Source organism: Variovorax sp. OK212, from assembly GCF_900112425.1.
Taxonomy (GTDB): Bacteria; Pseudomonadota; Gammaproteobacteria; order Burkholderiales; family Burkholderiaceae_C; genus Variovorax.
Genome location: NZ_FOLP01000010.1, coordinates 207,624 through 234,152, shown reverse-complemented (window position 1 = coordinate 234,152; position 26,529 = coordinate 207,624). Strand labels below are relative to the sequence as shown.

19 protein-coding genes and 1 pseudogene are annotated in these 26,529 nt (G+C 68.2%); 12 read left to right on the top strand and 8 right to left on the bottom strand.

Going from position 1 to position 26,529, the window contains the following annotated elements; genetic code table 11:
• A pseudogene (locus BM004_RS42080) lies at positions 1-119 on the top strand (hydroxymethylglutaryl-CoA lyase); the annotation flags it as partial.
• Between the two features lie 24 nt (positions 120-143).
• Here the strand turns inward: BM004_RS42080 and BM004_RS26170 are convergent.
• From BM004_RS26170 to nirB, 4 genes are all read right to left on the bottom strand, one after another.
• Positions 144-1,895 carry a bifunctional protein-serine/threonine kinase/phosphatase gene (locus BM004_RS26170; RefSeq protein WP_093217947.1) on the bottom strand — a complete coding sequence of 584 codons (1,752 nt, stop codon included), beginning with the start codon at positions 1,893-1,895 and terminating at the stop codon, positions 144-146.
• Between the two features lie 11 nt (positions 1,896-1,906).
• Complete coding sequence (locus BM004_RS26165; protein WP_093130529.1) at positions 1,907-2,719, bottom strand: formate/nitrite transporter family protein; 813 nt, start codon at positions 2,717-2,719, stop codon at positions 1,907-1,909.
• A gap of 84 nt (positions 2,720-2,803) precedes the next feature.
• Entirely contained in the window at positions 2,804-3,163 is a 360-nt protein-coding gene (gene nirD / locus BM004_RS26160; protein WP_371270621.1) for a nitrite reductase small subunit NirD, read from the bottom strand.
• A gap of 26 nt (positions 3,164-3,189) precedes the next feature.
• The gene (gene nirB / locus BM004_RS26155; RefSeq protein WP_093217946.1) at positions 3,190-5,730 is read right to left on the bottom strand and encodes a nitrite reductase large subunit NirB; all 2,541 of its coding nucleotides are present in this window, start codon (positions 5,728-5,730) and stop codon (positions 3,190-3,192) included.
• A 485-nt stretch (positions 5,731-6,215) separates the two neighbouring features.
• Here nirB and BM004_RS26150 point away from each other — a divergent pair, with 485 nt between their 5' ends.
• The 5 genes from BM004_RS26150 (at position 6,216) to BM004_RS41555 (ending at position 9,826) form a co-directional block, all read left to right on the top strand.
• Complete coding sequence (locus BM004_RS26150) at positions 6,216-6,704, top strand: YbaK/EbsC family protein (protein ID WP_093217944.1); 489 nt, start codon at positions 6,216-6,218, stop codon at positions 6,702-6,704.
• Complete coding sequence (locus BM004_RS26145) at positions 6,701-6,958, top strand: DUF1289 domain-containing protein (protein WP_093217943.1); 258 nt, start codon at positions 6,701-6,703, stop codon at positions 6,956-6,958. Before BM004_RS26150 ends, BM004_RS26145 begins: the two co-directional genes overlap by 4 nt.
• Positions 6,955-7,596: a 2-hydroxychromene-2-carboxylate isomerase gene (locus BM004_RS26140; protein WP_093130525.1), complete on the top strand. Its 642-nt coding sequence runs from the start codon at positions 6,955-6,957 to the stop codon at positions 7,594-7,596. Before BM004_RS26145 ends, BM004_RS26140 begins: the two co-directional genes overlap by 4 nt.
• A gap of 237 nt (positions 7,597-7,833) precedes the next feature.
• Positions 7,834-9,528 (top strand): MFS transporter, encoded by a 1,695-nt coding sequence (locus BM004_RS26135; protein ID WP_093130524.1) that lies wholly within the window; start codon positions 7,834-7,836, stop codon positions 9,526-9,528.
• Positions 9,529-9,676: 148 nt separating this feature from the next.
• A complete protein-coding gene (locus BM004_RS41555; protein ID WP_177206608.1) occupies positions 9,677-9,826 on the top strand; it encodes a hypothetical protein in 150 nt (49 codons plus the stop codon).
• Between the two features lie 90 nt (positions 9,827-9,916).
• On the opposite strand, the gene BM004_RS26130 is transcribed toward BM004_RS41555, so the two are convergent.
• A complete protein-coding gene (locus tag BM004_RS26130) occupies positions 9,917-11,029 on the bottom strand; it encodes an ABC transporter substrate-binding protein (RefSeq protein WP_093130523.1) in 1,113 nt (370 codons plus the stop codon).
• Between the two features lie 189 nt (positions 11,030-11,218).
• On the bottom strand, positions 11,219-12,340 hold the full coding sequence (locus BM004_RS26125; RefSeq protein WP_093217941.1) for an ABC transporter substrate-binding protein: 1,122 nt from the start codon (positions 12,338-12,340) through the stop codon (positions 11,219-11,221).
• A gap of 185 nt (positions 12,341-12,525) precedes the next feature.
• Here BM004_RS26125 and uvrA point away from each other — a divergent pair, with 185 nt between their 5' ends.
• The 4 genes from uvrA to BM004_RS26105 all read left to right on the top strand — a co-directional run bounded on the left by uvrA (position 12,526) and on the right by BM004_RS26105 (position 21,871).
• Positions 12,526-18,384: an excinuclease ABC subunit UvrA gene (uvrA, locus tag BM004_RS26120; protein WP_093217940.1), complete on the top strand. Its 5,859-nt coding sequence runs from the start codon at positions 12,526-12,528 to the stop codon at positions 18,382-18,384.
• 213 nt (positions 18,385-18,597) lie between these two features.
• On the top strand, positions 18,598-19,647 hold the full coding sequence (locus tag BM004_RS26115; protein ID WP_093217938.1) for an ornithine cyclodeaminase: 1,050 nt from the start codon (positions 18,598-18,600) through the stop codon (positions 19,645-19,647).
• 40 nt (positions 19,648-19,687) lie between these two features.
• The gene (locus BM004_RS26110; protein WP_093217937.1) at positions 19,688-20,728 is read left to right on the top strand and encodes a histone deacetylase family protein; all 1,041 of its coding nucleotides are present in this window, start codon (positions 19,688-19,690) and stop codon (positions 20,726-20,728) included.
• Between the two features lie 171 nt (positions 20,729-20,899).
• Complete coding sequence (locus BM004_RS26105) at positions 20,900-21,871, top strand: Bug family tripartite tricarboxylate transporter substrate binding protein (protein ID WP_093217935.1); 972 nt, start codon at positions 20,900-20,902, stop codon at positions 21,869-21,871.
• A gap of 6 nt (positions 21,872-21,877) precedes the next feature.
• Here the strand turns inward: BM004_RS26105 and BM004_RS26100 are convergent, their stop codons facing one another.
• Together BM004_RS26100 and BM004_RS26095 are read right to left on the bottom strand one after the other, a co-directional pair.
• A complete protein-coding gene (locus tag BM004_RS26100; RefSeq protein WP_093217934.1) occupies positions 21,878-22,948 on the bottom strand; it encodes a Fic family protein in 1,071 nt (356 codons plus the stop codon).
• Between the two features lie 98 nt (positions 22,949-23,046).
• Positions 23,047-23,634 carry a TetR/AcrR family transcriptional regulator gene (locus BM004_RS26095; protein ID WP_093130516.1) on the bottom strand — a complete coding sequence of 196 codons (588 nt, stop codon included), beginning with the start codon at positions 23,632-23,634 and terminating at the stop codon, positions 23,047-23,049.
• A gap of 89 nt (positions 23,635-23,723) precedes the next feature.
• On the opposite strand from BM004_RS26095, the gene BM004_RS26090 reads away from it, so the two are divergent.
• Together BM004_RS26090 and BM004_RS26085 are read left to right on the top strand one after the other, a co-directional pair.
• A complete protein-coding gene (locus BM004_RS26090) occupies positions 23,724-24,998 on the top strand; it encodes an MFS transporter (protein WP_093217932.1) in 1,275 nt (424 codons plus the stop codon).
• 199 nt (positions 24,999-25,197) lie between these two features.
• Positions 25,198-26,403 (top strand): porin, encoded by a 1,206-nt coding sequence (locus tag BM004_RS26085; RefSeq protein ID WP_093217931.1) that lies wholly within the window; start codon positions 25,198-25,200, stop codon positions 26,401-26,403.
• Positions 26,404-26,529: the final 126 nt, after the last annotated feature.

Here is a 26,529-nt window from a genome sequence, read left to right as displayed (position 1 = left end):
TCGAGACCGGCATCGACATGGACAAGCTGATCGACGCGGGCGTGTACATCAGCCAGGCGCTGGGCCGCGAGCCGAACTCGCTCGCGTCGAAGGCCATCCGCGCCAAGCGGGCCGGCTGAACCGCGAGCGCTGCGGCGCCGTCTTCAGTGACCGAAGGCGCGCAGCCCCAGCAGCACGACCACCGCGGCGGCCAGCAGCACGGTCGTGCATTGCCAGAACAGCACCGGGCGGCGCTCGATCAGCGCGGGTGAGCGCGCGCTGAGGAACTCGGGGCCGGGCGCCCTGAGGTCGTGCGCGAACTCCGACACCGCCTCCTGCCGCTTCATGGCCTGCGGATGCAGCGCCTTCTGCAGCACCGCGTCGACCCATGCGGGCAGGTCGGGGCGGAAGTGCCGCACCGGCACATAGCGCAACCGCCCGACATCGGCGGGCGAGCGGATGCGCGAGGCCTGCAGGCCGTAGGGCAACTGGCTGCAGAGCATCCGGTAGGCGATCACGGCCAGCGAGAACAGGTCCGAACGGGCCGTGCCGCCGTGGCCGACAAAGTATTCCGGCGCGGTGTACTGCAGCGTGCCTTCGATGGCCAGCGCCCGGCGCTCGCCGCTGCCGTCGGCCAGCCCCGCCACGTGGGTGGTGGCCAGGTCGATGATCTTCACGGTGCCCGCGCGGTCGATCATCACGTTCTCGGGCCGCATGTCCTGGTGCAGCATTTCCTTGCCGTGCAGCGCCTGCAGGCCGCGCGCCAGCTGCTCGACGATGCCGCGCACGCTGTCCAGCGGCGGGCGCGGGTTGTCGACCATCCACTGCGCGAGCGTGTGGCCTTCCACGTACTCCATGGCCACGTACAGGTGGCTGCGCGTGCGCGTGACGGCGCTGGCCTTGAGCACGTGCGGGCTGTCGATGCGCCGTGCCACCCATTCCTCGCGCACGAAGCGGTCGAGGTAGTCCGGGTCGTCGCGCAGGTCGACCGACGGCAGCTTCAGCACCGCGGGCTGGCCGCTGGCGTCGTCGGTGGCCAGGTAGACGTGGCTGCGCGCGCTCATGTGGATCTCGCGCACCAGCGTGAAGCCTTCGAAGCGGGCGCGCGGTGCGAGCGCGGGCGGCATCGCCAGGCCTTCGCGCTGGAGTTGGGCCGGCGGCGCGTCGGCCACGGGGAGTTCGTCGATGCGCAGCAGCTGGACCGTGCTGTCGTCGTCGCTGCCTTTGGCCTGGGCGGCCTGCGCGATCAGGCGCGCGGCCGCGTCGAAATCGTCCGCGCCACGGGCCAGCGCGTCGTTCACTGTGGCGGCGTCCAGGTGCGCGTAGGCGCCGTCGGTGGCCAGCAGGTAGACCTCGCCCACCTCCGCCTCCCAGCAGCGGTAGTCGATTTCCACGTTGGCGCCGGCGCCCAGCGCGCGGCCCAGGTACGACTCGGCCGACGACACGTGCACGCGGTGGTCTTCGGTGAGCTGTTCGAGCGCGTTGGCGTGCAGCCGGTAGATGCGCGCATCGCCGACGTGCAGCAGGTGCACGTCGCGGCCCTTGAGGATCAGCGCGCTGAAGGTGCAGACGTAGCCGCTGTCCTTGTCGAAGCGCGCGTCGCTGCGCATCGTCTGCGCATGCAGCCACGCGTTGGTGGCGTTCAGCACGCGCTGCGCGGAGCGCCGCACCGACCACGCATCGGAGGTCGCGTAATAGTCGTCGAGAAAGCCCCGCACGGCCGCCGCGCTCGCCACCTGGCTCACGCGGCTGGAGCCGATGCCGTCGGCCAGCGCCACCGCGATGCCCTTGGCCGCGCGCAGCGCGCCCTCGGGCAGCATCGCGCCGTGGAAGTCCTGGTTGACCTGCGACTTGGCGCCCGCCAGCGAGTGCTGGCCGAGCGTGACGCGCAGCGCCTTCCGGGGCGAGGCGGGCATGCGCTCGCGGATCAGCCGGCGACGCGCTTGGGCGCCGTCTTGTAGTGCGTGGCGTACAGCGTCAGGCCGACGAAGGTCAGGCCGCCCACCAGGTTGCCCAGCACGGTGGGCAGTTCGTTCCAGATCAGGTAGTCCATCAGCGTGAACTTGCCGCCCAGCATCAGGCCGGTGGGGAACAGGAACATGTTGACGATCGAGTGTTCGAAGCCCATGTAGAAGAAGATCATCACGGGCATCCACATGCCGATGGCCTTGCCCGACACGGTGGTCGACATCATGGCCGCGACCACGCCAGTGGACACCATCCAGTTGCACATCACGCCGCGAATGAACAGCGTGAGCATGCCCGCGGCGCCGTGCGCGGAGTAGCCGAGCGTGCGGCCTTCGCCGATGTGGCCGAGCCGTTCGCCGATGGCGTTGGGCGCTTCGCTGAAGCCGAAGGTGAAGATGACGGCCATGAACACCGCCACCGTGAGCGCGCCGGCGAAGTTGCCCACGAACACCAGGCTCCAGTTGCGCATGACGCCGCCCCAGGTGGCGCCGGGGCGCTTGTCGAACACGGCCAGCGGCGCCAGCGTGAACACGCCGGTCAGCAGGTCGAAGCCCAGCAGGTACAGCATGATGAAGCCGACCGGGAACAGCATCGCGCCGACCAGCGCATTGCCGGTGTTCACGGTGATGCTGACGGCAAAGGCCGCGGCCAGCGCGAGGATGGCGCCCGCCATGTACGAGCGGATCAGCGTGTCGCGCGTGGACATGAGCAACTTGGATTCACCGGCATCGACCATCTTGGTGACGAACTCGGCGGGGGCTAGGTAGGCCATTCTTTTTCCTTGAAGAAGCGTGAAGACTGAAAGCGTGAAGACGAAAAGCGCGAAGACGAAACGAATGAAGAGGAGGGCGGTGCCTCAGGCCAGCGCGACCAGCACGCGGCCCTCGTGCACGCGCACGGCATGCGCGCGCACCGAGTGCTCGGGCGCCTCGATGCATTCGCCGTTGCGCAGGTCGAAGTGGTTCTTGTAGAGCGGCGAGGCCACCACGATGCGGTCGCCCAGGCTGCCGACCAGTCCGCGCGACAGCACGCTGGCCTTGGCCTTGGGGTCGACGTTGTCGATGGCGAACAGCGACTGTTCCTGGCCGACGCTGAAGATCGCCACGTGCACGCCGTCGACGAGGGCGCACACGCCGGTGTCGGGAAGGATGTCGGTGGCGGCGCACACCGGGGTCCACCGGATGTCTTGCGAGGCGATGGAGGTCATCGAGGTCATGGGGTTTCCTTGGGTGTTCGTTCAGTTCAGGCCATCGACACATCGGCGGCTTTGGCGCGCTCCTCGGTGCGCTCTTCGGTGCGCGCCGGGCGGATCTGGCCGCGCTCCTGCACGAACACGATGTGCTCGTCGGGCTTCTCGCTGTTGACGAATGAGCGAAAGCGCTGGCGCGTGACGGGGTCGTTCACCGCGGTCTTCCATTCGCACTGGTAGGTGTCGACCACGCGCTGCATCTGGGTCTCGAGCTCGCCGCCCAGGCCCAGCGTGTCCTGCAGCAGCACGCCCTTGAGGTAGTCGAGGCCGCCTTCGAGGTTCTCGCGCCAGGTGCTGGTGCGCTGCAGGCGATCGGCCGTGCGCACGTAGAACATCAGGAAGCGGTCGATCAGGCGGATGAGCTCGGCCTTGGTGAGGTCGCTCGCGAGCAGCTCGGCGTGGCGCGGCTTCATGCCGCCGTTGCCGCACACGTACAGGTTCCAGCCCTTGTCGGTGGCGATGATGCCCACGTCCTTGCCCTGTGCCTCGGCGCATTCGCGGGTGCAGCCCGACACGCCGAACTTGATCTTGTGCGGCGCGCGCAGGCCCTTGTAGCGGTTCTCCAGCGCCACGGCCAGGCCCACGCTGTCGTCCACGCCGTAGCGGCACCAGGTCGAGCCGACGCAGCTCTTCACCGTGCGCAGCGACTTGCCGTAGGCATGGCCCGACTCGAAGCCGGCCGCGATCAGCTCTTCCCAGATGGCGGGCAACTGCTCCACGCGCGCGCCGAACATGTCCACGCGCGCGCCGCCGGTGATCTTGGTGTACAGGCCGTACTTCTTGGCCACCTGGCCCACGGCGATCAGCCCGTCGGGCGTGACCTCGCCGCCCGGCATGCGCGGCACCACCGAGTAGGTGCCGTCCTTCTGGATGTTGCCCAGGAAGTAGTCGTTGCTGTCCTGCAGGCCGGCCAGGTCTTTCTTGAGCACGAACTCGTTCCAGCACGACGCGAAGATGCTCGCGGCGGTGGGCTTGCAGATGTCGCAGCCCAGGCCCTTGCCGTGCTTGGCCAGCAGGTCGGCGAAGCTGCGGATCTCGCCCACGCGCACCAGGTGGTACAGCTCCTGGCGCGAGTAGGGGAAGTGCTCGCACAGGTGGTTGTCGACGGCCATGCCGCGCTTGGCCATTTCCATCTTCATCACCTGCGTGACCAGTTGCACGCAGCCGCCGCAGGTGGCGCCGGCCTTGGTGCAGGCCTTCATCTCGGCGCTGGTGCACACGCCCTGGCCCACGGCCTCGCAGATCTGGCCCTTGGTGACGTTGTTGCACGAGCAGATCTGCGCGGTGTCGGGCAGCGCGTCCACGCCCAGGCCCGGCCTGGCCTTGCCGTCGCTGGACGGCAGGATCAGGAACTCGGGGTCGGCCGGCAGCGCGATGCCGTTGAGCGCCAGCTGCAGCAGCGTGCCGTACTCGGCGGCGTCGCCGACCAGCACCGCGCCCAGCAGCTGCTTGCCGTCCTCGCTGACGACGATCTTCTTGTAGACCTGCTTGCGCTCGTCGATGTACTGGTAGGCGCGCGACTTCGGCGTCTTGCCGTGCGCGTCGCCGATGCTGGCCACGTCCACGCCCATCAGCTTGAGCTTGGTGCTCATGTCGGCGCCGGTGAAGGCGGCGTCGTCCTGCCCGGCGATGTGCCTGGCGGCCACGCGGGCCATGTCGTAGCCTGGCGCGACGAGGCCGAAGGTCTGCTCGTTCCACGAGGCGCATTCGCCGATCGCGTAGATGTCGCGGTCGCTGGTGCGGCAGTGGCTGTCCACCGCCACGCCGCCGCGCGGGCCGACGGCCAGCACGCTCTGGCGCGCCAGTTCGTCGCGCGGGCGGATGCCGGCGGAGAACACGATCATGTCGGTCTCCAGGTGCGTGCCGTCGGCGAACACCATGCGGTGGCGGGCGGTGGCGCCGTCGGTGATCTCCACGGTGTTGCGCCCGGTGTGCACGTGCAGGCCCAGGTCCTCGATGCTGTTGCGCAGCGCGCGGCCGCCGCCTTCGTCGACCTGCACGGCCATCAGGCGCGGCGCGAACTCCACCACGTGGGTTTCCAGGCCCATGTCGCGCAGCGCCTTGGCGCATTCCAGGCCCAGCAGGCCGCCGCCCACGACCACGCCGCTGCGCGACTTGGCGCCGCAGGCCTTCATGGCCTCGAGGTCCTCGATGGTGCGGTAGACGAAGCAGTCGGGGCGGTCGCGGCCCGGCACGGCGGGCACGAACGGGAAGGAGCCGGTGGCCAGCACCAGCTTGTCATAGGGGATCACCTCGCCGTCGGCGGTGGTGACGGTGTTGTTGCGCCGCTCGATGGCCGCGGCGCGGGCCGCCAGGCGCAGCGTGAAGCCGCTGCGCTCGAAGAAGCCGGGCTCGACCAGCGACAGGTCTTCGGCCGTCTTGCCGGCGAAGAATTCGGACAGGTGCACCCGGTCGTACGCCGGGCGGGGCTCTTCGCACAGCACGGTGACCTGTGCATTCGCGACGCCGAGCTCGTGGAGTTGCTCGAGGAACTTGTGGCCGACCATGCCGTGGCCGATGACTGCGATCTTCATTGGGGGTCCTGCACGCAACCGGTCCGGGAAGCCGTGGCCCGCTGAATGCTGTCTGTAGATGGACAGCTGCAGTGGAGCCCCCGCGACGGAACGGATGCGAAATTGGGTTGGAGCGGACGAACCGGCGGCGTGGGGCCATCGGCTCGCTCGAACCCCGCCGTCGTTAGCGGAGGCACTGTGACCCGCCATCAAGTCAGCGGGTCTACGCTCGTGTACAGCAATATCCGTGCCGCCGCAAAAACCGCCTGAAAGCCGTGGCCGCGCCCGGTCGCGCACCGAAACCGCACCGCCGCCGGCACCGCGCGCACGGGCGTCGTGCGCCGTGGCCCGGCGCGCGTCTCTGCATTGGTGCGCCCGGCGAAGGGGCGCAAATCGGTGCCGAGCGCGGGTGCGCGGGGCTTTTCCGTATGCTCAGGGGGCCTGCAACGCGGGGGCGACCGCCCCCACCATCTCCCCCTACAACCTGCCAACCTGCTGAACCAGCCATGTGCGGCTCCGAACTCCATTCCCTTCCCGACGGTGTCCAGCGCGTCTCGCGCGTGCTCCAGGACGCCCGCCATCCCCATTCGCCGCGCATGCTCGACGACGCCTGCCGCACCGCGCAGCAGGCGGCCGACGCGCTCGGCATCTCCGTCGGGCAGATCGCCAAGAGCATCATCTTTCGCCGCAAGAGCGACGAGGCGGCGGTGCTGGTCATCACCTCGGGTGACAAGCGCGTCGACGAGAAGAAGGTCGATGCGCTGGTCGGCAAGACCGGCCGCGCCGACGCCGACTTCGTGAAGTCGCGCACCGGCTTCACCATCGGCGGCGTGTCGCCCGTGGGGCACGTCACCAAGCCCGTGGTGCTGATCGACCGCGAGCTGTTCCGCTTCGAGGAGATCTGGGCCGCCGCGGGCCATCCGCATGCGGTGTTCCAGCTGCGCCCGCAAGACCTCGAGAAGCTCACCGGCGCGCCGGTGGCGGACGTGGTGTGAATTTCGACGCCGCTGAAACACTGGCCGAACGCGCCGTGGCCGTGCAGGGCGCGGCCGACGCCGTGCCTTCGCCCTGCACCTCGGTGTGCCGCATGGACCGCCTGAGCGGCTTCTGCGAAGGCTGCCTGCGCACCATTCCCGAGATCGCGGGCTGGAGCAAGATGGAAGACGAGACGCGGCGCCACGTGTGGCGCGCGATAGAGTTGCGCGCACGTGCCGGCATCTGGCGCGTGCCTGGAGACACCCCCGCATGAAGCACATCGACTTCTACCTGGACTTCATCTCGCCCTACGCGCACCTCGCGTTCGAGCACCTGCCCGAGGCGCTCGAAGGCCTGAGCTACAGCGTGGCCTACAAGCCGGTGCTGCTGGGCGCGCTGCTCAAGCAGCACGGCCAGCTCGGCCCGGCGGAGATTCCGTCCAAGCGCAGCTGGACCTACCGCCACGTGCTGTGGCTGGGCCACACGCACGGCATTGCCATCGAGATGCCGGCCTCGCACCCCTACAACCCGCTCGCGCACCTGCGGCTCGCGCTGTCGACCGGCGACGACGGCACCGTCAGCCGCCTCGTGGCCGAGACCGTGTTCCGCCACGTGTGGCGCGGCGGCGAGGAAGCGGGCGACGCCACACGCCTTGCCGCGCTCACCGCGCAGCTCGCGCCCCGGCGCGACGCCAACAGCGACGAGAGCAAGGCGCTGCTCAAGCGCAACACCGACGAGGCGCTGCAGCGGGGCGTGTTCGGCACGCCGGCCTGTGTGGTCGACGGCCGGCTGTTCTGGGGCTTCGACGGCCTTGCGATGCTGCGCGCCTACCTGTCGGGCGACGCGTGGTTCGACGGTCCGCAATGGACCGGCGCCGACCAGCGCCCCTCGTTGCTGCGCAACAAGCCTTGAGCACATGGCTGCACAAGCAAGGCCTGAGCACTTTGCTGCACGGCAGCAGGGTCTGAGGACAAACCCGAGCAGGCCTCCGATTTCTTACAAGCTGAAACGCGCCGCGCGGGTTTCACCTTAATTCGTAAGCGTCGGTTCAGTTTCGCGCAAGGCTCGGGTCAGTCGTGCCTCCAAGAATGCCTCACGGTCGTCCGGATATCGGGCGCCGCACGAACGCATACACACAGGAGACGACAAATGGCAGCCACACTAGATTCACGGGGAGTGCCGCATCCGGCCCCCCGGCCCATGTCAGCGGAGGAGAAGAAGGTCATCTTCGCTTCGTCGCTCGGCACCGTGTTCGAGTGGTACGACTTCTATCTCTACGGCTCGCTGGCCGCGATCATCGCGAAGCAGTTCTTCAGCGGCCTGGATGCGGGCGCGGCCTTCATCTTCGCGCTGCTGGCGTTCGCCGCCGGCTTCCTGGTGCGTCCGTTCGGCGCCATCGTGTTCGGCCGCCTGGGCGACATGATCGGTCGCAAGTACACCTTCCTGGTGACCATCCTGATCATGGGCCTGTCGACTTTCATCGTCGGCCTGCTGCCCAGCTACGCGACCATCGGCGTCGCGGCGCCGGTGATCCTGATCGCGCTGCGCATGCTGCAGGGCCTGGCGCTCGGCGGCGAGTACGGCGGTGCCGCCACCTACGTGGCCGAGCACTCGCCGCACGGCAAGCGCGGGGCCTACACCTCGTGGATCCAGACGACCGCCACGCTGGGCCTGTTCCTGAGCCTGCTGGTGATCCTGGGCGTGCGCGAAGGCCTGGGCGAAGCGGTGTTCAACGACTGGGGCTGGCGCATTCCGTTCCTGGTGTCGATCCTGCTGCTGGGCATCTCGGTGTGGATTCGCCTGACGCTGTCGGAATCGCCCGCCTTCCAGAAGATGAAGGCCGAGGGCAAGACCTCGAAGGCGCCGCTGGCCGAATCGTTCGGCGAGTGGAAGAACCTGAAGATCGTGATCCTGGCGCTGGTCGGTCTCACGGCCGGCCAGGCGGTGGTCTGGTACTCGGGCCAGTTCTACGCGCTGTTCTTCCTGACGGCCCAGCTGAAGGTCGATGCGACCACGGCCAACCTGATGATTGCCGCGGCGCTGCTGCTGGGCACGCCGTTCTTCGTGATCTTCGGCACGCTGTCGGACAAGATCGGCCGCAAGCCGATCATCATGGCCGGCTGCCTGCTGGCCGTGGTCACGTACTTCCCGGTCTTCAAGATGCTGACCGAAGCCGCCAACCCCGACCTGGCCCGCGCGCAAGCCACGGCCGGCGTGACGGTGACGGCCGACCCGGCCACCTGCTCGTTCCAGGGCAACCCGGTGGCCCGCGAGATCGACTTCAAGAGCTCGTGCGACATCGCCAAGCGCTACCTGGTGCAGAACTCGGTGAGCTATGAGAACGTGGCCGGCGCGCCGGGTTCGAAGGCGGTCGTGAAGATCGGCGACAAGACCGTCGAGGCCCCCATCGGCAACGTCGTGAACCTCAAGTTCGACGAAGGCTCCGCCAAGGAAATTGCCGCCTTCAAGAAGGGCGTGGCCGAAGACCTGAAGATCGCGGGCTACCCGTCCAAGGCTGACCCGGCCAAGATGAACAAGGTGCTCACGGTGCTGCTGCTGTTCTGGCTGGTGCTGCTGGTGACGATGGTCTACGGCCCGATCGCCGCGATGCTGGTCGAGATGTTCCCCACGCGCATCCGCTACACCTCGATGAGCCTGCCGTACCACATCGGAAACGGCTGGTTCGGCGGCCTGCTGCCGACCACGGCCTTCGCCATCGTGGCGTCGACCGGCAACATGTACAACGGCCTGTGGTACCCGATCATCATCGCGGGCATCACGCTGGTGGTGGGCACGCTGTTCATCCGCGAGACCAAGGACGTGGACATCTACGCGAACGACTGAGTTCCGCGTTCGCACACGGCAGGAGGGCGCTGCGCCCTCCGCTCCACAAAGAGGCTTCATGCCAACCGCATGAGGCCTTTTTCTTGAGCCGTCCGGTTCAAAGCTTCAGCGCTTCATCGATCCATCCGTTCTTCAGGAGACAGCACCCATGTGGAAACTCGTCGTCGGCTTCGTCATCTTCGCCGCCCTTGCCCTGTATGTGATTTCGAAGGCCGGTGACAAGGTCGACATGTCGGGCGAGAAGCACGGCGGCGACACCACCGCGCATGAGCCCGCGCCGGCCGCGGCGCCGAAGTAAAACCCCGGCTGCGGCGCCGAAGTAGAACCCCGGCCGCGGCGCCGACGCAAGGCGCTGGCCGGGGGGCACGGAGAAACGGGGGGACGAACCCTAGCGCTTGAACCTGCCGTCGCTCACGATGGACAGGTCGACGTAGTCGATGCCCGTGTGGTCCGTGGGCGAGTAGCTCACGTCGAGGCCGCCGCCCAGGTCGTACTGGAAGGCGTTGAGCGTGGCGATCAGCTTGGCGCGCGTGGGCTTGGGCCCGGTGCGGCGCAGCGCCTCCACCAGCACCTTGGTGGCCACGAAGCCTTCGAGCAGCGCGGGCGACAGCTCGGTCTGGCCCTTGGCCTTGGCCAGCGTCATCGCCTCCTTGATGAGCGGGTGCGCCGCCGCGCGTTCGTAGGGCAGCACCTGCGTGATGATCACGCCCGCGCTGGCCGAGCCCAGTTCCTTGATGAAGCCCGAGGCCGCGTTGTTCGACAGCGTGATGATCTGCGCCGCCGAGCCCGCTGCGCGCAGCGCCTTGATGCCGTCGGTCACCGCCGTGCCCGAGCCGATCCACAGCACCGCCTGCGCGTTCGCCTTGGTCAGCTGCGGCACGATGGCCGCGTAGTCGGGCTTGTTGCGGTCGGCCAGCGCCACCACGGCCGGCTTGAGGTTGGCCTTCTCGAAGCCCTTGCTCGCGCCTTCCATCGCGTCCTTGCCGAACGAGTCGTCGGCCTGCACGACGGCAATGCGCTGGATGCCGGTGGTCTGCAGGTGCTGCACCGCCTTCTCGGCCTCGCGCTGGTAGGTCGAGCGCACGTTGAAGATGTTCTTCTGCACGGGCTTGTGCAGCGCCATCGCGCCGGTCGACGGGCCGACCAGCGCCACGCCGTACTTGTCGAGCAGCGGAATCACCGCCAGCGTGTTGGGCGTGCCGCGGTTCAGCAGCAGCGCCACCACTTTCTTGTCTTCGATCAGCACGCGGGTGTTCTCCAGCGAACGCTTGGCGTCGAGGCCGTCGTCCATGCGGATCACCTCGATCTGCTCGCCGTTGATGCCCCCTTGTGCATTGACCGCGTCGATCACCAGCTGCGAGCCGGCAATGGTTTCCTTCACGCTGGCCGCGACCGGGCCCGACAGGTCGGCCGACTGGCCGATCACGATCTGGGCCTGCACGCCGGGCGCCGCCATGGCCAGCAGGAGCGCCGCGGCGCAGGACGTCAACGTCTTCTTCATCGAGCAAAGCCTTTCCAAGGAGCGGGTGCCGGTGTCAGCAGGTGTGTAATGTGTTGCTGAACGTGACTGGCCGCTAGCTCGCGCAAACCCTGTCAAACCAAGGTTTCCAAGGCTCCTGCAGGCCCTCGAAAGCAAACGGCCCGCCGGAATGCCGGCGGGCCGTTGCGAAAAAAGCCTGGAAGAAGGGGCTCAGCGCTTGAAGCGCCCGTCGCTGATGATCGACAGGTCCGCGAAGTCGATGCCGCTGTGGTCCTGCGGCGAATAGCTCACCTCCAGCCCGCCGCCCAGGTCGTAGTTGCGGATGCTCTCGAGCGCGGCGACCATCCTGGCGCGCGTGGGCTTGGGCCCCGCGCGGCGCAGGGCCTCCACCAGCACCTTGGCCGAGGCGAAGCCCTCGAGCGCGGCCGGCGAGAGTTCCGCCTGGCCCTTGGCCTGCGCGAGGGCCAGCGCTTCCTTCACCATCGGCTGGCCGATGGCGCGCTCGCTCGGGAACACCTGCGTGACGATCACGCCCTTGCTGGCGTCGCCCAGCTGCTTGATGAAGCCCGAGGACGCGTTGTTCGACAGCGTGACCACCTGCGCCGCCGAGCCCGCGGCGCGCAGCGCCTTGATGCCGTCGACCACCGCGACGCCCGAGCCGATCCACACCACGGCCTGCGCCTCGGCGCCCTTGATGGCGGGCACGATCGCCTTGTAGTCGGGCTTGTCGCGGTCGGCCGGGATGGTCACGATCGGCTTGGCCTTGCCCTTGGTGAAGCCGGCCATGGCGCCTTCGAGCGCGTCGGTGCCGAACGAGTCGGTCACGTGCACCACGGCGATCCGCGTGAGGCCGATGGTCAGCAGGTGCTGCACCGCCTTCTCGGCCTCGCGCTGGTAGGTGGCGCGCACGTTGAACACGTGCTTCTGCAGCGGCTTGTGCAGCACCATCGCGCCGGTCGAGGGGCCGACGAGCGCCACGTCGTACTTGTCGAGCCACGGCACGATGGCCTGCGAGTGCGGGGTGCCGCGGCTCATGAAGAGCGCGAGCACCTTCTTGTCCTCGATCAGCGCGCGGGCGTTGTCTCCGGCGCGCTTCACGTCGAAGGCGTCGTCCATGCGGATCACCTCGATCTTCTCGCCGTGGATCCCGCCCTGGGCGTTGGCCGCGTCGATCACCAGCTGCGCGCCGCCGATGGTCTCGTTCACGCTCGCGGCCACCGAGCCGGTCATGCCGGCGGTCTGGCCGATGAGGATCTGGGCCGACGCGCCCGTGGCGGTCAGGGCCAGCAGCGCCAGCAGGGCGGTAGCGCAAAGGGTGCGCGTCTTCGTCATGGAAACCTTTCGGGGCAATTCAGCGGCCATTGGGAAGCCGATGCAAACAAACGTCGTATTTGTTTCCAGAAGTGACATTCATGCCATTCGTAGAAACCCCTGCGCAGTGGCCGACCTTGTGACGCAATGCACAAGGCCGTCATCGCCCACTCCCTAGAATGTTTGCCCCACCCCTCAAGGCATTCATGACACAGGGCTCCATCCGGATTCGCGGCGCGCGCCAGCACAATCTCCAGAACCTCGACCTCGACATCCGCACCGGCGAGATGACCGTGGTCACCGGGCCCAGCGGCTCGGGCAAGTCCAGTCTCGTTTTCGACACCCTCTACGCCGAAGGCCAGCGGCGCTATGTGGAGACTTTCTCCGCCTATGCGCGCCAGTTCCTGGACCGCATGGACAAGCCGGCCGTCGACAAGGTGGAGGGCGTGCCGCCCGCCATCGCCATCGACCAGACCAACCCGGTGCGCTCCTCGCGCTCCACGGTCGGCACCATGACCGAGCTGAACGACCACCTGAAGCTGCTCTTCGCGCGCGCGGCCAACCTGTTCGACCGCGAAACCGCGCTGCCGGTGCGCCACGATTCGCCCGACAGCATCTATGCGCAGATCGTCGAGCGCGCGGCCGCCGCGGGCGATCCGCGGCTGGTGGTCACCTTCCCGGTCGAGTTGCCCGCCACCACCACGGCCGACGAAGTGACGCAATGGCTGTCGGCCAGCGGCTTCACGCGCGTGCAGGCCGAGCGCGAGGTGGCCACGCCCACCGGTCCGCGCAAGGTGCTCGACGTGGTGGCCGACCGCTTCCGCGCATCGAGCGCCGAGCGCGCGCGCGTGGTCGAGGCCATCGAGGTGGCGCTCAAGCGCGGCAGCGGGCGCGTCACCGTGCACGCCGCAGGTGCGGACGAGAACGCGCCGGCCGACGTGTGGAAGTTCTCCACCGGCCTGCATTGCCCCGAGAGCGACATCCGCTACGCCGACCCCATTCCGTCGATGTTCTCGTTCAACTCGGCCGTGGGCGCCTGCGACACCTGCCGCGGCTTCGGCCGCGTCATCGGCGTCGACCTGGGCCTGGTGATTCCGAACGACAAGCTCACGCTGCGCGCGGGCGCCATCAAGACCATCCAGACGCCCGCCTGGAAGGAAGCGCAGGACGACCTCATGCGCCACGCCGAGGCCGCCGGAATTCCGCGCGACACGCCCTGGAACAAGCTCACCGAGGAGCAGAAGCACTGGGTGATCGAAGGCACGCCCAACTACAAGGAAGGCAACTGGAACAAGCAGTGGTACGGCGTGCGCCGCTTCTTCGGCTACCTGGAGAGCAAGGCCTACAAGATGCACATCCGCGTGCTCTTGTCCAAGTACCGCAGCTACACGCCGTGCCCGACCTGCAGCGGCGCGCGCCTGAAGCTCGACAGCCTGATCTGGCGCATCGGCAGCAAGGAAGACGCCGATGCGGTGCTGCCGCCCGAGAAGCGCTTCATGCCGACGGGGGCGAAGTGGACGCGGGCGCAGCTCGAAGCCTTGCCTGGGCTTTGCCTGCATGACCTGATGCTGTTGCCGATCGAGCGGCTGCGCAGGTTCTTCGACGGCATGCGCGGCGGCATGACTCCCTCCCCTTCCGGGGGAGGGCAGGGGTGGGGGCACGCGGCCTCTGCAAAAGCCGTGACTGTGGTGGAGGCCGAGAGCCCCCATCCCAACCTTCCCCCGGAGGGGGAAGGAGCACGACAACAAGGCGAGGCGCAAGCGCTGAAGCTCCTCTTCGAGGAAATCACCACCCGCCTGCGCTACCTGCACGACGTCGGCATCGGCTACCTCACGCTCGACCGCCAGAGCCGCACGCTGAGCGGCGGCGAGGTGCAGCGCATCAACCTGACGACCGCGCTCGGCACGTCGCTGGTCAACACGCTGTTCGTGCTCGACGAGCCCAGCATCGGCCTGCACCCGCGCGACATGAACCGCATCACCGAGGCCATGCTGCGCCTGCGCGACGCGGGCAACACGCTGGTGGTGGTCGAGCACGACCCGGCCGTGATGCTGGCCGCCGACCGCGTGATCGACATGGGCCCCGGCCCCGGCGCGCGCGGCGGGCAGATCGTGTTCGACGGCACCACCGACCAGCTGCGCGACGCCGACACCCTCACCGGCCAGTACCTGGGCGGGCGCAAGAAGATCGGCATGGGCTTCAAGCGGCTCGTGAGCGAGAACACGCACCGGCTCATCCTGGAAGGCGCGCGCGAGCACAACCTGAAGAACGTCACCGTCGAGTTCCCGCTCGCGCGGCTGGTGTGCGTCACCGGCGTCAGCGGCTCGGGCAAGTCCACGCTGATCCAGGACGTGCTGGCGCCCGCGCTCATGCGCCACTTCGGCAAGGCCACGGAAACGCCTGGCGCGCACGACCGCCTGCTGGGCGCCGATCACCTGGGCGACGTGGTCTTCGTCGACCAGTCGCCGATCGGCAAGACGGCGCGTTCCAACCCCGCGAGCTACGTGGGCGCGTGGGACGCCATCCGCGAGATCTTCGCCACCGCGGCGCTGTCGCGCCAGCGCGGCTACACCGCGAGCAAGTTCAGCTTCAACTCCGGCGACGGGCGCTGTCCGACCTGCGGCGGCTCGGGCTTCGAGCACGTCGAGATGCAGTTCCTGTCCGACGTGTACCTGCGCTGCCCCGACTGCGACGGCAAGCGCTACCGCCCTGAAATCCTGGAAGTGCGCGTGGAGCGCAAGGGCAAGAGCTACAACGTGGCCGACGTGCTCGACCTCACCGTGGCCGAAGCGGCGACCGTGTTCGAAGGCGACCGCGACGTGCTGCGCGTGCTGCAGCCCATCTCCGACGTGGGCCTCGACTACGTGAAGCTCGGCCAGCCCGTGCCCACGCTCAGCGGCGGCGAAGCGCAGCGCCTGAAGCTCGCGGGCTTCCTGGCCGAAGCCGCGAAGAACGCCACGTCGAGCAAGCAGCTGCTGGCGCGCAAGGGCACGCTCTTCCTGTTCGACGAGCCGACCACCGGCCTGCACTTCGACGACATCGCGCGGCTCATGCGCGCGCTGCGCAAGCTGCTCGACGCCGGGCATTCGCTGATCGTCATCGAGCACAACCTCGACGTGATCCGCGCGAGCGACTGGCTGATCGACCTCGGCCCCGAAGGTGGCGAGGGCGGCGGCCAGGTGGTGGCCGAAGGCACGCCCGAGCAGATGCGCGAGAACCGCGCCTCGCTCACCGGCGCCGCGCTGGCCGACTACGAGCTGGCCATCGGCCCCGACGCCTACAAGGTGGCCGAGCGCGCCGCGCGCCGCTACATCGCCACGGCCAAGACGGCGCCGGGCGCCAACGCCATCGAGATCGTCAACGCGCGCGAGCACAACCTGAAGAACCTCAGCGTGGACATTCCGCGCGGCAAGTTCAGCGTGGTCACCGGCGTGAGCGGCTCGGGCAAGTCGACGCTGGCCTTCGACATCCTGTTCAACGAAGGTCAGCGCCGCTACCTCGAGTCGCTCAACGCCTATGCGCGCAGCATCGTGCAGCCGGCGGGCCGGCCCGAGGTGGACGCGGTGTACGGCATTCCGCCGACCGTGGCCATCGAGCAGCGCCTGTCGCGCGGCGGCCGCAAGAGCACGGTGGGCACCACCACCGAGGTGTGGCACTTCCTGCGCCTGCTGTATGTGAAGCTGGGCATCCAGCACTGCATTCACGACGGCGCCGCCGTGCAGCCGCAGACGCCCGACAGCATCGCCGCGCAGCTCATGCGCAATTTCAAGGGCCAGCACATCGGCCTGCTCGCGCCGCTGGTGACCAACCGCAAGGGCGTGTACACCGAGCTGGCCGACTGGGCGCGCCCGCGCGGCTTCACCCACCTGCGCGTGGACGGCGACTTTCTGCCGACCACCGGCTTCCCGCGCATCGACCGCTTCAAGGAGCACAGCATCGAGCTGCCGGTGGCCAGCCTCGACGTGCTGCCCTCGAAGGAAACCGAGCTGCGCGAGGCGCTGACCAAGGCGCTGGAGCACGGCAAGGGCGTGCTGCACGTGCTGAGCGACCTCGGCGGCCTGCGCGCCGCCATGATGGCGGGCGTGTCCGCCGCGGGCATCGGCCGTGTCAACGTGTTCTCCACGCTGCGCGCCTGCCCGGTGTGCAGCACCAGCTACGCCGAGCTCGACCCGCGCCTGTTCAGCTACAACAGCAAGCACGGCTGGTGCCCCGACTGCGTGGGCACGGGCGTGAAGCTCAGCAAGGACCAGCGCAAGGTGTTCGACGACTCCGTGCGCGACGACGACAGCAAGGGCCGCGAGCAGACCTTCGCCGAACCCGAGATTGAGGACCTGGCCGACACCGCCTGCCCGACCTGCCAGGGCACGCGCCTGAACGCCACGGCGCGCGCCGTGAGCTTCGGCGCCTCGCCGGCCGACGGCCTGAGCGGCATCGGCATCACCGAACTCGCGCGCATGAGCGTGACCGAGGTGCGCCGGTGGTTCGACGGGCTGACGTTGTCGGGCCGCGAAGCCGAGATCGCGCGCGACCTGGTGCCGGAAATCAAGAGCCGGCTCGAGTTCCTCGAAGAGGTGGGCCTGGGCTACCTCACGCTCGACCGCGGCGCGCCCACGCTGTCCGGCGGCGAGGCGCAGCGCATCCGCCTGGCGGCGCAGCTCGGCAGCAACCTGCAGGGCGTGTGCTACGTGCTCGACGAGCCGACCATCGGCCTGCATGCGCGCGACAACCAGATCCTGCTCGACGCGCTGCACAAGCTCGGCGACAAGGGCAACACGCTGGTGGTGGTGGAGCACGACGAAGACACCATCCGCCGCGCCGACCACATCATCGACATCGGCCCGAGCGCGGGCAAGCGCGGCGGCCGGCTGGTGGCCGAGGGCTCGGTGGCCGACATCGAGGCCGCCGGCGATTCGCAGACCGGCCGCTACCTGCGCGATGCCATCAAGCACCCGCTGCAGGCGCGCCGCCTGGTGCCGTCGCCCGACCCCAAGGCCGAGGAAAGCGGGCAATGGCTCACCGTGCACGGTGCCGACCTGCACAACCTGCAGGACGTGACCGCCACGCTGCCGCTGCACCGCCTGGTGGTGGTCACCGGCGTGAGCGGCTCGGGCAAGTCGACGCTCGCGCGCGACGTGCTGCTGGCCAACGTGCAGGGCATCGTGGTGCAGCGCATGACCAAGGCCGGCCGCGACGCGGACGCCGCGGGCAAGCGCCCGGCCTGGGCCGGCTGCACGAAGGTCGAAGGCTACGAGAGCGTCGACCGCGTGCTCGAGGTCGACCAGACGCCCATCGGCAAGACGCCGCGCAGCTGCCCGGCCACCTACATCGGCTTCTGGGACACCATCCGCAAGCTGTTCGCCGACACGCTCGAGGCCAAGGCGCGCGGCTACGGCCCGGCGCGCTTCAGCTTCAACACCGGCGAAGGCCGCTGCCCGGGCTGCGAAGGCGCGGGCGTGCGCACCATCGAGATGAGCTTCCTGCCCGACGTGAAGGTGCCCTGCGAGGTGTGCCACGGCGCGCGCTTCAACCCCGAGACGCTGGCCGTGAGCTGGCGCGGCAAGAGCATCGGCGACGTGCTGAAGATGGAGGTCGACGAGGCCGTCGAGTTCTTCGCGAGCATGCCCAACATCGCGCATCCGCTGCAGCTGCTGAAGGACGTGGGCCTGGGCTACCTCACGCTGGGGCAGCCGTCGCCCACGCTGTCGGGCGGCGAGGCGCAGCGCATCAAGCTGGTGACCGAGCTCAGCAAGGTGCGCGACGACATCACCCGCCGCGGCCAGAAGGCGCCGCACACGCTGTACGTGCTCGACGAGCCGACCGTGGGCCTGCACATGGCCGACGTCGAGAAGCTGATCCACGTGCTGCACCGGCTGGTGAACGGCGGCCACAGCGTGGTGGTGATCGAGCACGACCTCGACGTGATCGCCGAGGCCGACTGGATCATCGACCTGGGGCCGGAAGGCGGCAACGCGGGCGGGCGCATCGTGGCCGCGGCACCGCCGGAAGAGGTGGTGCGGCTGGGCACGCACACGGGCGTGGCGCTGGCGCCGGTGCTGGCGCGCTGATGCAGGGAGGGGCACGTTCGCGGACGTGTCCTTCCAGCTGAATGCATAGGCCTTTCGTGGGCCTCGCCACGTTCGCGCAAACTCGCGCGAACGTGTGCAAACGGGCGCACAATGACTTCGACCCTTGGCCCAGGCGCATCCTGAATCAGCCATGGTGGAGTGAACATGCGAGAGGGTGAAGCGCCGCGGCGGGGCTACGCAAGGAGCCATGTCATGACCCGCTTCATCGATGTTCACAGCCTGGTCCGCCTGGTCGACGAGACCGGCGTTGCGGAGTTTCTCGCCGCGCTGTCCGACGCGCTGCGCGACGACTTCCTGCGATGGCGCGAGTTCGACAAGAAGGCGCGCGTGGCCAGCCATTCGCACCTGGGCGTGATCGAACTCATGCCCGTGGCCGACGACGGCGCCTATGCCTTCAAGTACGTCAACGGCCATCCGCACAACACGCAGGTCGGGCTGCCGACCGTCATGGCCTTCGGCGTGCTGGCCGAGGTGGACACGGGGTACCCCGTGCTGCTGTCGGAGCTCACGCTCACCACCGCCTTGCGCACGGCCGCCACATCGGCCATGGCCGCCAAGGCGCTGGCGCGGCCCGATTCGCGCAGCCTCGCGCTGATCGGCAACGGCTCGCAGAGCGAGTTCCAGGCGCTGGCCTTCCACGCCCTGCTGGGCATCGAGGAAGTGCGCGTGTTCGACACCGATCCGCACGCCACCGACAAGCTGGTGCGCCATCTCTCGGCCTGCACGCCGCTGGACATCGTGCGCGCCGCTTCCGTGGCCGACGCGGTGCGCGGCGCCGACATCGTCACCACCATCACCGCCTACCAGGGCCACGCGACCGTGCTCACGCCCGAGATGATCGAGCCCGGCATGCACATCAACGCCGTGGGCGGCGACTCGCCCGGCAAGACCGAGCTGCACCCCGGCGTGATGGGGCTGGCGCGCGTGTTCGTCGAGTACGAGCCGCAGACCCGCGTGGAGGGCGAGATCCAGCAGGTGGCGGCCGACTTTCCGGTGCACGAGCTGTGGCGCGTGCTGCTGGGCGAAGTGCCGGGCCGCGAGAGTCCGCGCCAGGTCACGCTGTTCGATTCGGTGGGCTTCGCGCTGGAGGACTACACGGCGCTGCGCTACATCCAGCGCATCGCCACCGAGCGCGGCATCGGCCAGCAGATCGCACTGGTGCCCGAGCTCGACGACCCGAAGGACCTGTTCGGCCTCACGGCCTCGGGCAGGCGCCGGGCGGTGCTGCGGCGTGCGGCATGATGGGCGGCTTCACCACCGCCGGCCCGGCCTCTCCCGATCCATGCTCACCATCTACAACGACCGGCACGTTCTTCACCAGGGCAAAGTCGAGATGTTCCGCGGCGAGCTCGTGCCGTGCTTCGAGGTGCCCGCCCGCGTCGACCATGTGAGGCATGAACTGGAGCGCCGCAGGCTCGGCGCGCTGCATGCGCCCGACGCCTTCGACGACGCGCTGCTGGCCAAGGTGCATGCGCCGCGCTACCTGGACTTCATCGCGCATGCCTGGGACGAGTGGGTGGCGCTGGACCCGGCCAATGCGACGCGCGACGCGTTGCCGTCGTACTGGCCGACACGCGGCATGCGCACCGACGTGCTGCCGAAAAGCTTTCCGGCGCGCATGGGGCTGTTCTCGTTCGACGCGGGCACGCCGCTGATGGCGGGCAGCTGGGCGGCGTCGCGGCACGGCGCCGCTTGCGCGTGGACCGCCGCGCAGCGCGTCATCGGCGGCGAGCGCGCGGCCTTCGCGCTCACGCGGCCGCCGGGGCACCATGCGGGCGCCGATTTCTTCGGCGGCTATTGCTTCGTCAACAACGCCGCCGTCGCCGCGCAGGCACTGCGCGACGCGGGTGTCGAACGCGTGGCCGTGCTCGACGTGGACTACCACCACGGCAACGGCACGCAGGCCATCTTCTACGACCGCGACGACGTGCACTTTGCGAGCCTGCACGGCGACCCGCTGACCGACTACCCCTACTACCTGGGCCATGCCGACGAGCGCGGCGCGGGCAAGGGCGAGGGCTTCAACCACAACCTGCCGCTGCCGCGCGGCACCGACTTCACGGCCTGGCGCGCCGCGCTGAAGACCGCGCTGGCGCGCATCGCCGAAGTGAAGGCCGGCGCGCTCGTGGTCTCGCTGGGCGTCGACACCTTCGAGGGCGACCCGATCTCGGGCTTCAAGCTCCGGAGCGACGACTACCTGCGCATGGGCGAAGACCTGGCGCGCGCCGGCCTGCCGACCGTGTTCGTGTTCGAGGGCGGCTACGCGGTGGACGACGTGGGCGTGAACGCGGTGAACGTGCTGGAAGGCTTCGCGCAGGCGTAGCTGCCGACCTGCGCGGGGATGCGCGGGGATGCGCTGTCATGCGCTGACGCGCAGGCGACTCGGAACGCGGGAATGGCCTTGTTTCCGGCGGGCAATCAGGGGAGCCCCGATTGCCTTTGCCGACCCGGCAAGGCCCAATCGGCGCTTCTTCAAGTCAGGATCCAGTCAGCCATGCTGCGCCGCTCATCTTTCCTCTGTGCCGCCACGCTCGCCGCGTGCGGCCTCGTTTCTCCGCTGGCGGCTTTCGCGCAAGCTTTTCCCGCCAAGCCCATCAAGCTGGTCATCGCCTTCCCGGCGGGCGGCCCGACCGACATCACCATGCGCCAGCTGGCCGACAACGCCAGCAAGATCCTCGGCCAGCCCGTGATCATCGACAACAAGCCCGGCGCCGGCGGCACGCTGCCCGCGCAGGCGCTGCAGACCTCGCAGCCCGACGGCTACACCGTCGCGCAGATCCCGCTGGGCGTGTTCCGCCTGGGCTACACCACCAAGATCAACTGGGACCCGCTGAAGGACATCACGTACGTGCTGAACGTCACCGGCTATGCCTTCGGCATCGTGGTGCCCGCCAACAGCCCCTTCAAGACCTGGGCCGACTTCGTCGCCTACGCCAAGGCCAACCCCGGCAAGCTGACCTACGGCTCCACCGGCACCCTGACCAGCCCGCACCTGACGACCGAGATCGTGGCGCAGAAGGCCGGCATCGAGCTGCAGCACGTGCCCTACAAGGGCAGCGCCGACCTGATGCTCGCCGTGGTCAGCGGCCAGCTGATGGCCGCCGCCGACAGCACCGGCTTTGCGCCGCAGGTCGAGGCCGGCAAGCTGCGCGTGCTGAACACCTGGGGCGAGAAGCGCCTGGCCAAGTTCCCCGACGCGCCGACGCTGAAAGAGCTGGGGTACGACATCGTGCAGAACTCGCCCTTCGGCATCGGCGCCCCCAAGGGCACGCCGCCCGAGGTGGTGAAGAAGCTGCACGACGCGTTCAAGCAGGCGATGGAAGAGCCGAGCTACGTGGCCTCGCTCGGGCGCTACGACATGCAGCCGAACTACATGAGCTCGGCGACGTACACCAAGTTCGCGCAGGACACGGTGGTGCGCGAGAAGGTGGTGATCGAGAAGCTGGGGCTGGCGAAGGAGAAGTGAGCCGGCCTATTTGCCGCCTTGCAGGATGGGCGTGAGCACTGTGTTGACGTAGTAGTTGCCGCGCCCCATCTTGTGCTTCTGGATGAAGCCGCCCTCGACCAGCGCGTCGAGGTACTTGGTGGCCGTGAGGCGTGAGACCTGCAAGTCGCGCTGCACGAACTCGATCTTCGTGTAGGGATGCATGAAGAGGTTGTTGATCAGATCCTGGCTGTAGAACCGGTAGCTTTCGCGAATGCGGTGCTTGTAGTCGAACAGTGCGGATTTGATCGCGTTGATGGTTTCGATGGTCTGACCGGCTGTTTCCTCCACCGCTTCGAGCAGATACAACACCCACTCTTCCCAGGCGTCGTCGTCTCGCACGGCCTGCAGCAGCCGGTAGTAATCGGCCTTGGTTCGCATGATGTGACTGCTCAGGTAGAGCACCGGAATGTCGAGCAGCCGTTCTTTCACCAGATACAGCACATTGAGGATGCGCCCCGTGCGACCGTTGCCGTCGTATAACGAGTGGATGCTCTCGAACTGGTGATGGATGAGCGCCATCTTGATCAAGGGGTCGACGGCGAACAGCTCGGCCTCGTTGACGAAGCGCTCGAGTGCACGCATCAAGGTCACGATCTCGTCGGGATCCTGCGGCGGCATATAGACAACGCGGCCCGCCCTGTCCTTCAGCGCGGTTCCCGGCAGCTTGCGCAGTCCGGCATTGTTTCTCTCCAGTTCGGACTGGATATGGACGATGTGATTCGAGGTGATCAGGCCGCTTTCGCGCACTTGCTCGAAGCCCACGCGCAGGGCCTGCCTGTATCGCAGCACCTCTTTGGCCGCCGGATTGGCAAAGGCTTCAGGCAACACATCGTCCTTGAACAGCTCGTCGTGGGTCGTGACGATGTTCTCGATTTCTGAACTGTCCTTGGCTTCCTTGAGCCCCAATGTGTTGATCGGGATCTCTTGGTTGGGAATGGCAGCCGCAATGCCCTTGAGCTCAGCCAACTGACGGCTGGCACTCGCGAGCTTCTTGAGAATCGCAGGCGTGTCGAAGCGGGCGGGATCCAGGTGATCGAGGCGCGCAAGCATGTGCATGGGAATTAAAGATTTCTATACATGGTAGGCCTGATATGTATAGAAAACTCGATTTTCTATACACGTCGATCATCGCGTGCACAGAAAACCGCGCAGATTCAACGGCTTGCCGCCCCGATCGCAAACAGCTCCTCCACCAGCCGCGCCGCCAACACCGGCTGCACCGGCTCCCCCCCGAACACCAGCCTGAACACGATCGGCGCAATCAGGTGATCGATCACCTGCTGCGGCTCCGGGGCGCGCTCGCCACGCGCGCGCGCCTGTTCGACCAGCGCCAGCGCTTCCTTCCTGCGGTTGCGCAGGCAGTCCGTGTCCGAGTCGCCGTTGGCCAGCGCGGCCGCGGCTTTCAGCAAGGAGGTGTTGCACGGCTGTGCCAAATGCACGATGAGTTCGCGCGCCCAGGCTTCCAGGTCGGCGCGCAAATCGCCGGTGTCGGGCAGCGGGCGGTTCGGGTCGAGCTTGTGGGTGGCCGTTTCGGCCAGCAGCCCCTGCAGGTCGCCCCAGCGCCGATAGATGCTGGAGGCGCTGACGCCCGCGCGCTCGGCCACGGCCGGCACGGTGACCCGTTCCCGGCCCTGCTCGGCCACCAGTTCCTCGAGGGCGGTGCGCACCAGCGCCTGCACCTGCGCGCTGCGGCCGCCGGGCCGCTTGTGGGGAAGAGGAGCGGCAAGTGAGGCGTCGTTCATGTTTTGGACTTTAACGCAAAGATATTTGCTTTAGGTGATTCGCAGGTCTAGAATCGCAAAAGCAAAAAAAGTTGCATTAAGGATCCGACATGCCGTCCCCCTGCCCCGATCTCGCCGTCAGCACTGCAGCCACCGCCGCCGTGGCTGCGCGCGCCAAGCCCAGGCGCCTGCCGCAAGGCGTGGCCTTTGCGCTGCTGGCGGCCGTGCTGTTCGCGTTCTTCTTCGCCGCCAGCGCGCCGTCGCCGCTGTTCGTGGTGTTCCAGCACGCATGGCATTTCTCGTCGTCGATGCTCACGGTGGCGTTCGCGATCTACGCGATCGCGCTGCTGCTCTCGCTGCTGGTGGCCGGCTCGCTGTCCGACCACATCGGGCGGCGGCCGGTGGTGCTGGCGGCGCTGGTGCTGCAGGCGGTGGCGATGGGGCTGTTCCTGCTGGCACACGACATCGGCGGGCTGATCGTCGCGCGGGTGGTGCAGGGCGTGGCCACGGGCGTCGCCAGCGGCGCCTTGAGCGCGGCCGTGGTCGAGGCCGCGCCGGCCTCGCGCAAGCGGCTGGGTGGGCTGATCACCAGCGTGTCGCCGCTGGCCGGCCTGGCCGTGGGCGCACTGCTGACGGGCATGGCGGTGAAGCTGTCGGTGCAACCGGTGGTGCTGGTGTTCGGCGTGTTGGGCGCGGTGTTTGCACTGGGCGCGGCGGTGGTGCTGTGGATGCCCGAAACCGTGACGCCGCGCCCCGGCGCGCTCGCCTCGCTGGTGCCGCGCGTGTCGATCCCCGCGAAGGCGCGGGCGGAGTTCGTGCGCGGGCTGCCGGTGTTCATCGCGGTCTGGGCGCTGGGCGGGCTGTTCCTGTCGCTGGCGCCGTCGCTGATGCTGCATGTGTTCGGCATCGACAACGGCGTGGTCAACGGCCTCACGATCGCGGTGCTCTCGGGCATGGGCGCTCTCGCACCGACGCTGCTCGGACGCTTCGCCGCACCGCGGCCGGCCATCTTCGGCATGGCGAGCATGGCGGCGGGGCTGGTGTTGCTGCTCGTGTCGCTGGCCACGCGCTCGCTCGCGCTGTTCTTCGTCGGCACCGCGGTGGCGGGCGTGGGCTTCGGCGGCGCGTTCTCGGCGCTGGTGCAGACGCTCGCGCCGCTGGCCCAGCCGCACGAGCGCGGCGAGCTGTTCGCGGCGATCTTCGTGGTGAGCTACCTGGCGTTCAGCCTGCCCGCGATGCTGGCGGGCTTCCTGGTGGCGCCCGTGGGGCTGCTGAACACGGTGGAAGGCTATGCGGCGGTGCTGCTGCTGATCGCGGCCTTCGGTACCTGGCGCCAGTGGGCGGGCTTGCGCCGCCAGCCGCGCGTTGCGCCGTCCGGCGAGTAACCCATCGAGAGAGGCAGTGCGCGAGGATGCGCGGGTGTCAAGTCGCGTACCCCTTCGAGGTTTAAGTACTAACCCTATGTAATTCGTATGTCTTCACTGGAAAGAACACTCGGAATCGTCTCGGGGCGATAAAGCCCGAGCGCTTTTGACAGCCGCGCCGCAGGCCGGCACGGCATTTCTCTTTCCTGGAGTGATACGAATGAAAAAATCCCTGCTTGTTCTGGCCGCCCTCGCGGCGTGCGGTGCCGCATCGGCGCAATCGACCGTGACCCTGTTCGGCGTGGTCGACGCCGCCGTGCGCAACGTCTCGAACAAGAGTGTGTCGACGGCGTTCGGCACCGGCTACAGCGTGAAGGCCAGCCGCACCGAACTGGCCAACTCGGGCCTGAGTTCCAGCCGCCTCGGCTTCCGCGGCGTGGAAGACCTGGGCGGCGGCCTGTCGGCCAGCTTCTGGCTCGAAGCCCCGATCACCAACGACGACGGCGCCACCGGCGTCGCCAGCTTCAGCCGCCGCTCGACGGTGAGCGTGGCGGGCAGCTTCGGCGAGATCCGCCTGGGCCGCGACAAGACCACCACGGTGCTGAACGAAGAACAGTTCGACCCGTTCGGCGACACCGGCATCGGCGGCTCGCTGATCATCGACGCCAACGAAACCGGCGTGTCGGGCACCGGCTACGGCAGCAACAGCACGTACAAGCGCGCCGGCAACATGGTGCAGTACTACCTGCCGCGCAACCTGGGCGGCTTCTACGGCAACGTGGCCTACGCGCTGCACGAGAACACCCGCACGTCGGCCAGCTTCGCCACCGCGGGCACGCTGAACACCGGCCGCCACATCGGCGGGCGCTTCGGCTACGCGACCGGCCCGCTCGACGTGGCTGCCAGCTACGCGCAGAACGACACGAGCTTCACCACCGGCACCGGTGCCGCCGCCGTGGCGCGTCCCGGCAAGATCAAGACCTTCAACCTCGGCGCGACCTACGACTTCGGCGTGGCCAAGCTGTACGGCGAGTATTCGCGTTCGAAGGACCAGCGCGATCCGTTGAATCCCTTCACGACGGTGCCCGATGTCGACCTCGCCGGCTACCTGATCGGCGTGACCGTGCCGATCGGCCCGGGCCAGATCCGCGCTTCGTATTCGCGCGTGAAGTACGACTTCAACCGCGTGCCGACCCTCTTCGGCGTCAACGCCGCCGATCCCACGGCGAACAAGCTCGCGCTGGGCTACGTGCACAACCTGTCGAAGCGCACTGCGCTGTACGCGACCATCGCGCGCGTCAGCAACAAGAACGGCGCGGGTCTCACGGTGGGCGCGGGACCGTCGTACAGCACCGCGTTCAACGGCACCGCATTGCAGGCCAGGACGTCGACCGGCTACGAGTTCGGCATTCGCCACGCCTTCTGAACCAGGAAGGTCTTCACCCGTTTCTCCAAGGGGCCTTCAAACGTTCCTTTTTCGGCCCGCCTCGTGCGGGCTTTTTTTCGTCCGCGTGTTTTTTCTTTGTTGTTTCTTTGCCGCGCTATCCGCGGC

What these genes read in the sequence shown, in the direction of transcription:
- BM004_RS26105 (WP_093217935.1), top strand. Translation starts at nt 20,900, where the DNA reads ATGCTGCGCCGCTCATCTTTCCTCTGTGCCGCCACGCTCGCCGCGTGC.
- BM004_RS26085 (WP_093217931.1), top strand. Translation starts at nt 25,198, where the DNA reads ATGAAAAAATCCCTGCTTGTTCTGGCCGCCCTCGCGGCGTGCGGTGCC.
- BM004_RS26110 (WP_093217937.1), top strand. Translation starts at nt 19,688, where the DNA reads ATGCTCACCATCTACAACGACCGGCACGTTCTTCACCAGGGCAAAGTC.
- BM004_RS26115 (WP_093217938.1), top strand. Translation starts at nt 18,598, where the DNA reads ATGACCCGCTTCATCGATGTTCACAGCCTGGTCCGCCTGGTCGACGAG.
- BM004_RS26130 (WP_093130523.1), bottom strand. Translation starts at nt 11,029, where the DNA reads ATGAAGAAGACGTTGACGTCCTGCGCCGCGGCGCTCCTGCTGGCCATG.
- nirD (WP_371270621.1), bottom strand. Translation starts at nt 3,163, where the DNA reads ATGACCTCGATGACCTCCATCGCCTCGCAAGACATCCGGTGGACCCCG.
- BM004_RS26165 (WP_093130529.1), bottom strand. Translation starts at nt 2,719, where the DNA reads ATGGCCTACCTAGCCCCCGCCGAGTTCGTCACCAAGATGGTCGATGCC.
- BM004_RS26170 (WP_093217947.1), bottom strand. Translation starts at nt 1,895, where the DNA reads ATGCCCGCCTCGCCCCGGAAGGCGCTGCGCGTCACGCTCGGCCAGCAC.
- BM004_RS26125 (WP_093217941.1), bottom strand. Translation starts at nt 12,340, where the DNA reads ATGACGAAGACGCGCACCCTTTGCGCTACCGCCCTGCTGGCGCTGCTG.
- BM004_RS26090 (WP_093217932.1), top strand. Translation starts at nt 23,724, where the DNA reads ATGCCGTCCCCCTGCCCCGATCTCGCCGTCAGCACTGCAGCCACCGCC.
- BM004_RS26140 (WP_093130525.1), top strand. Translation starts at nt 6,955, where the DNA reads ATGAAGCACATCGACTTCTACCTGGACTTCATCTCGCCCTACGCGCAC.
- BM004_RS26095 (WP_093130516.1), bottom strand. Translation starts at nt 23,634, where the DNA reads ATGAACGACGCCTCACTTGCCGCTCCTCTTCCCCACAAGCGGCCCGGC.
- uvrA (WP_093217940.1), top strand. Translation starts at nt 12,526, where the DNA reads ATGACACAGGGCTCCATCCGGATTCGCGGCGCGCGCCAGCACAATCTC.
- BM004_RS41555 (WP_177206608.1), top strand. Translation starts at nt 9,677, where the DNA reads ATGTGGAAACTCGTCGTCGGCTTCGTCATCTTCGCCGCCCTTGCCCTG.
- nirB (WP_093217946.1), bottom strand. Translation starts at nt 5,730, where the DNA reads ATGAAGATCGCAGTCATCGGCCACGGCATGGTCGGCCACAAGTTCCTC.
- BM004_RS26135 (WP_093130524.1), top strand. Translation starts at nt 7,834, where the DNA reads ATGGCAGCCACACTAGATTCACGGGGAGTGCCGCATCCGGCCCCCCGG.
- BM004_RS26100 (WP_093217934.1), bottom strand. Translation starts at nt 22,948, where the DNA reads ATGCACATGCTTGCGCGCCTCGATCACCTGGATCCCGCCCGCTTCGAC.
- BM004_RS26150 (WP_093217944.1), top strand. Translation starts at nt 6,216, where the DNA reads ATGTGCGGCTCCGAACTCCATTCCCTTCCCGACGGTGTCCAGCGCGTC.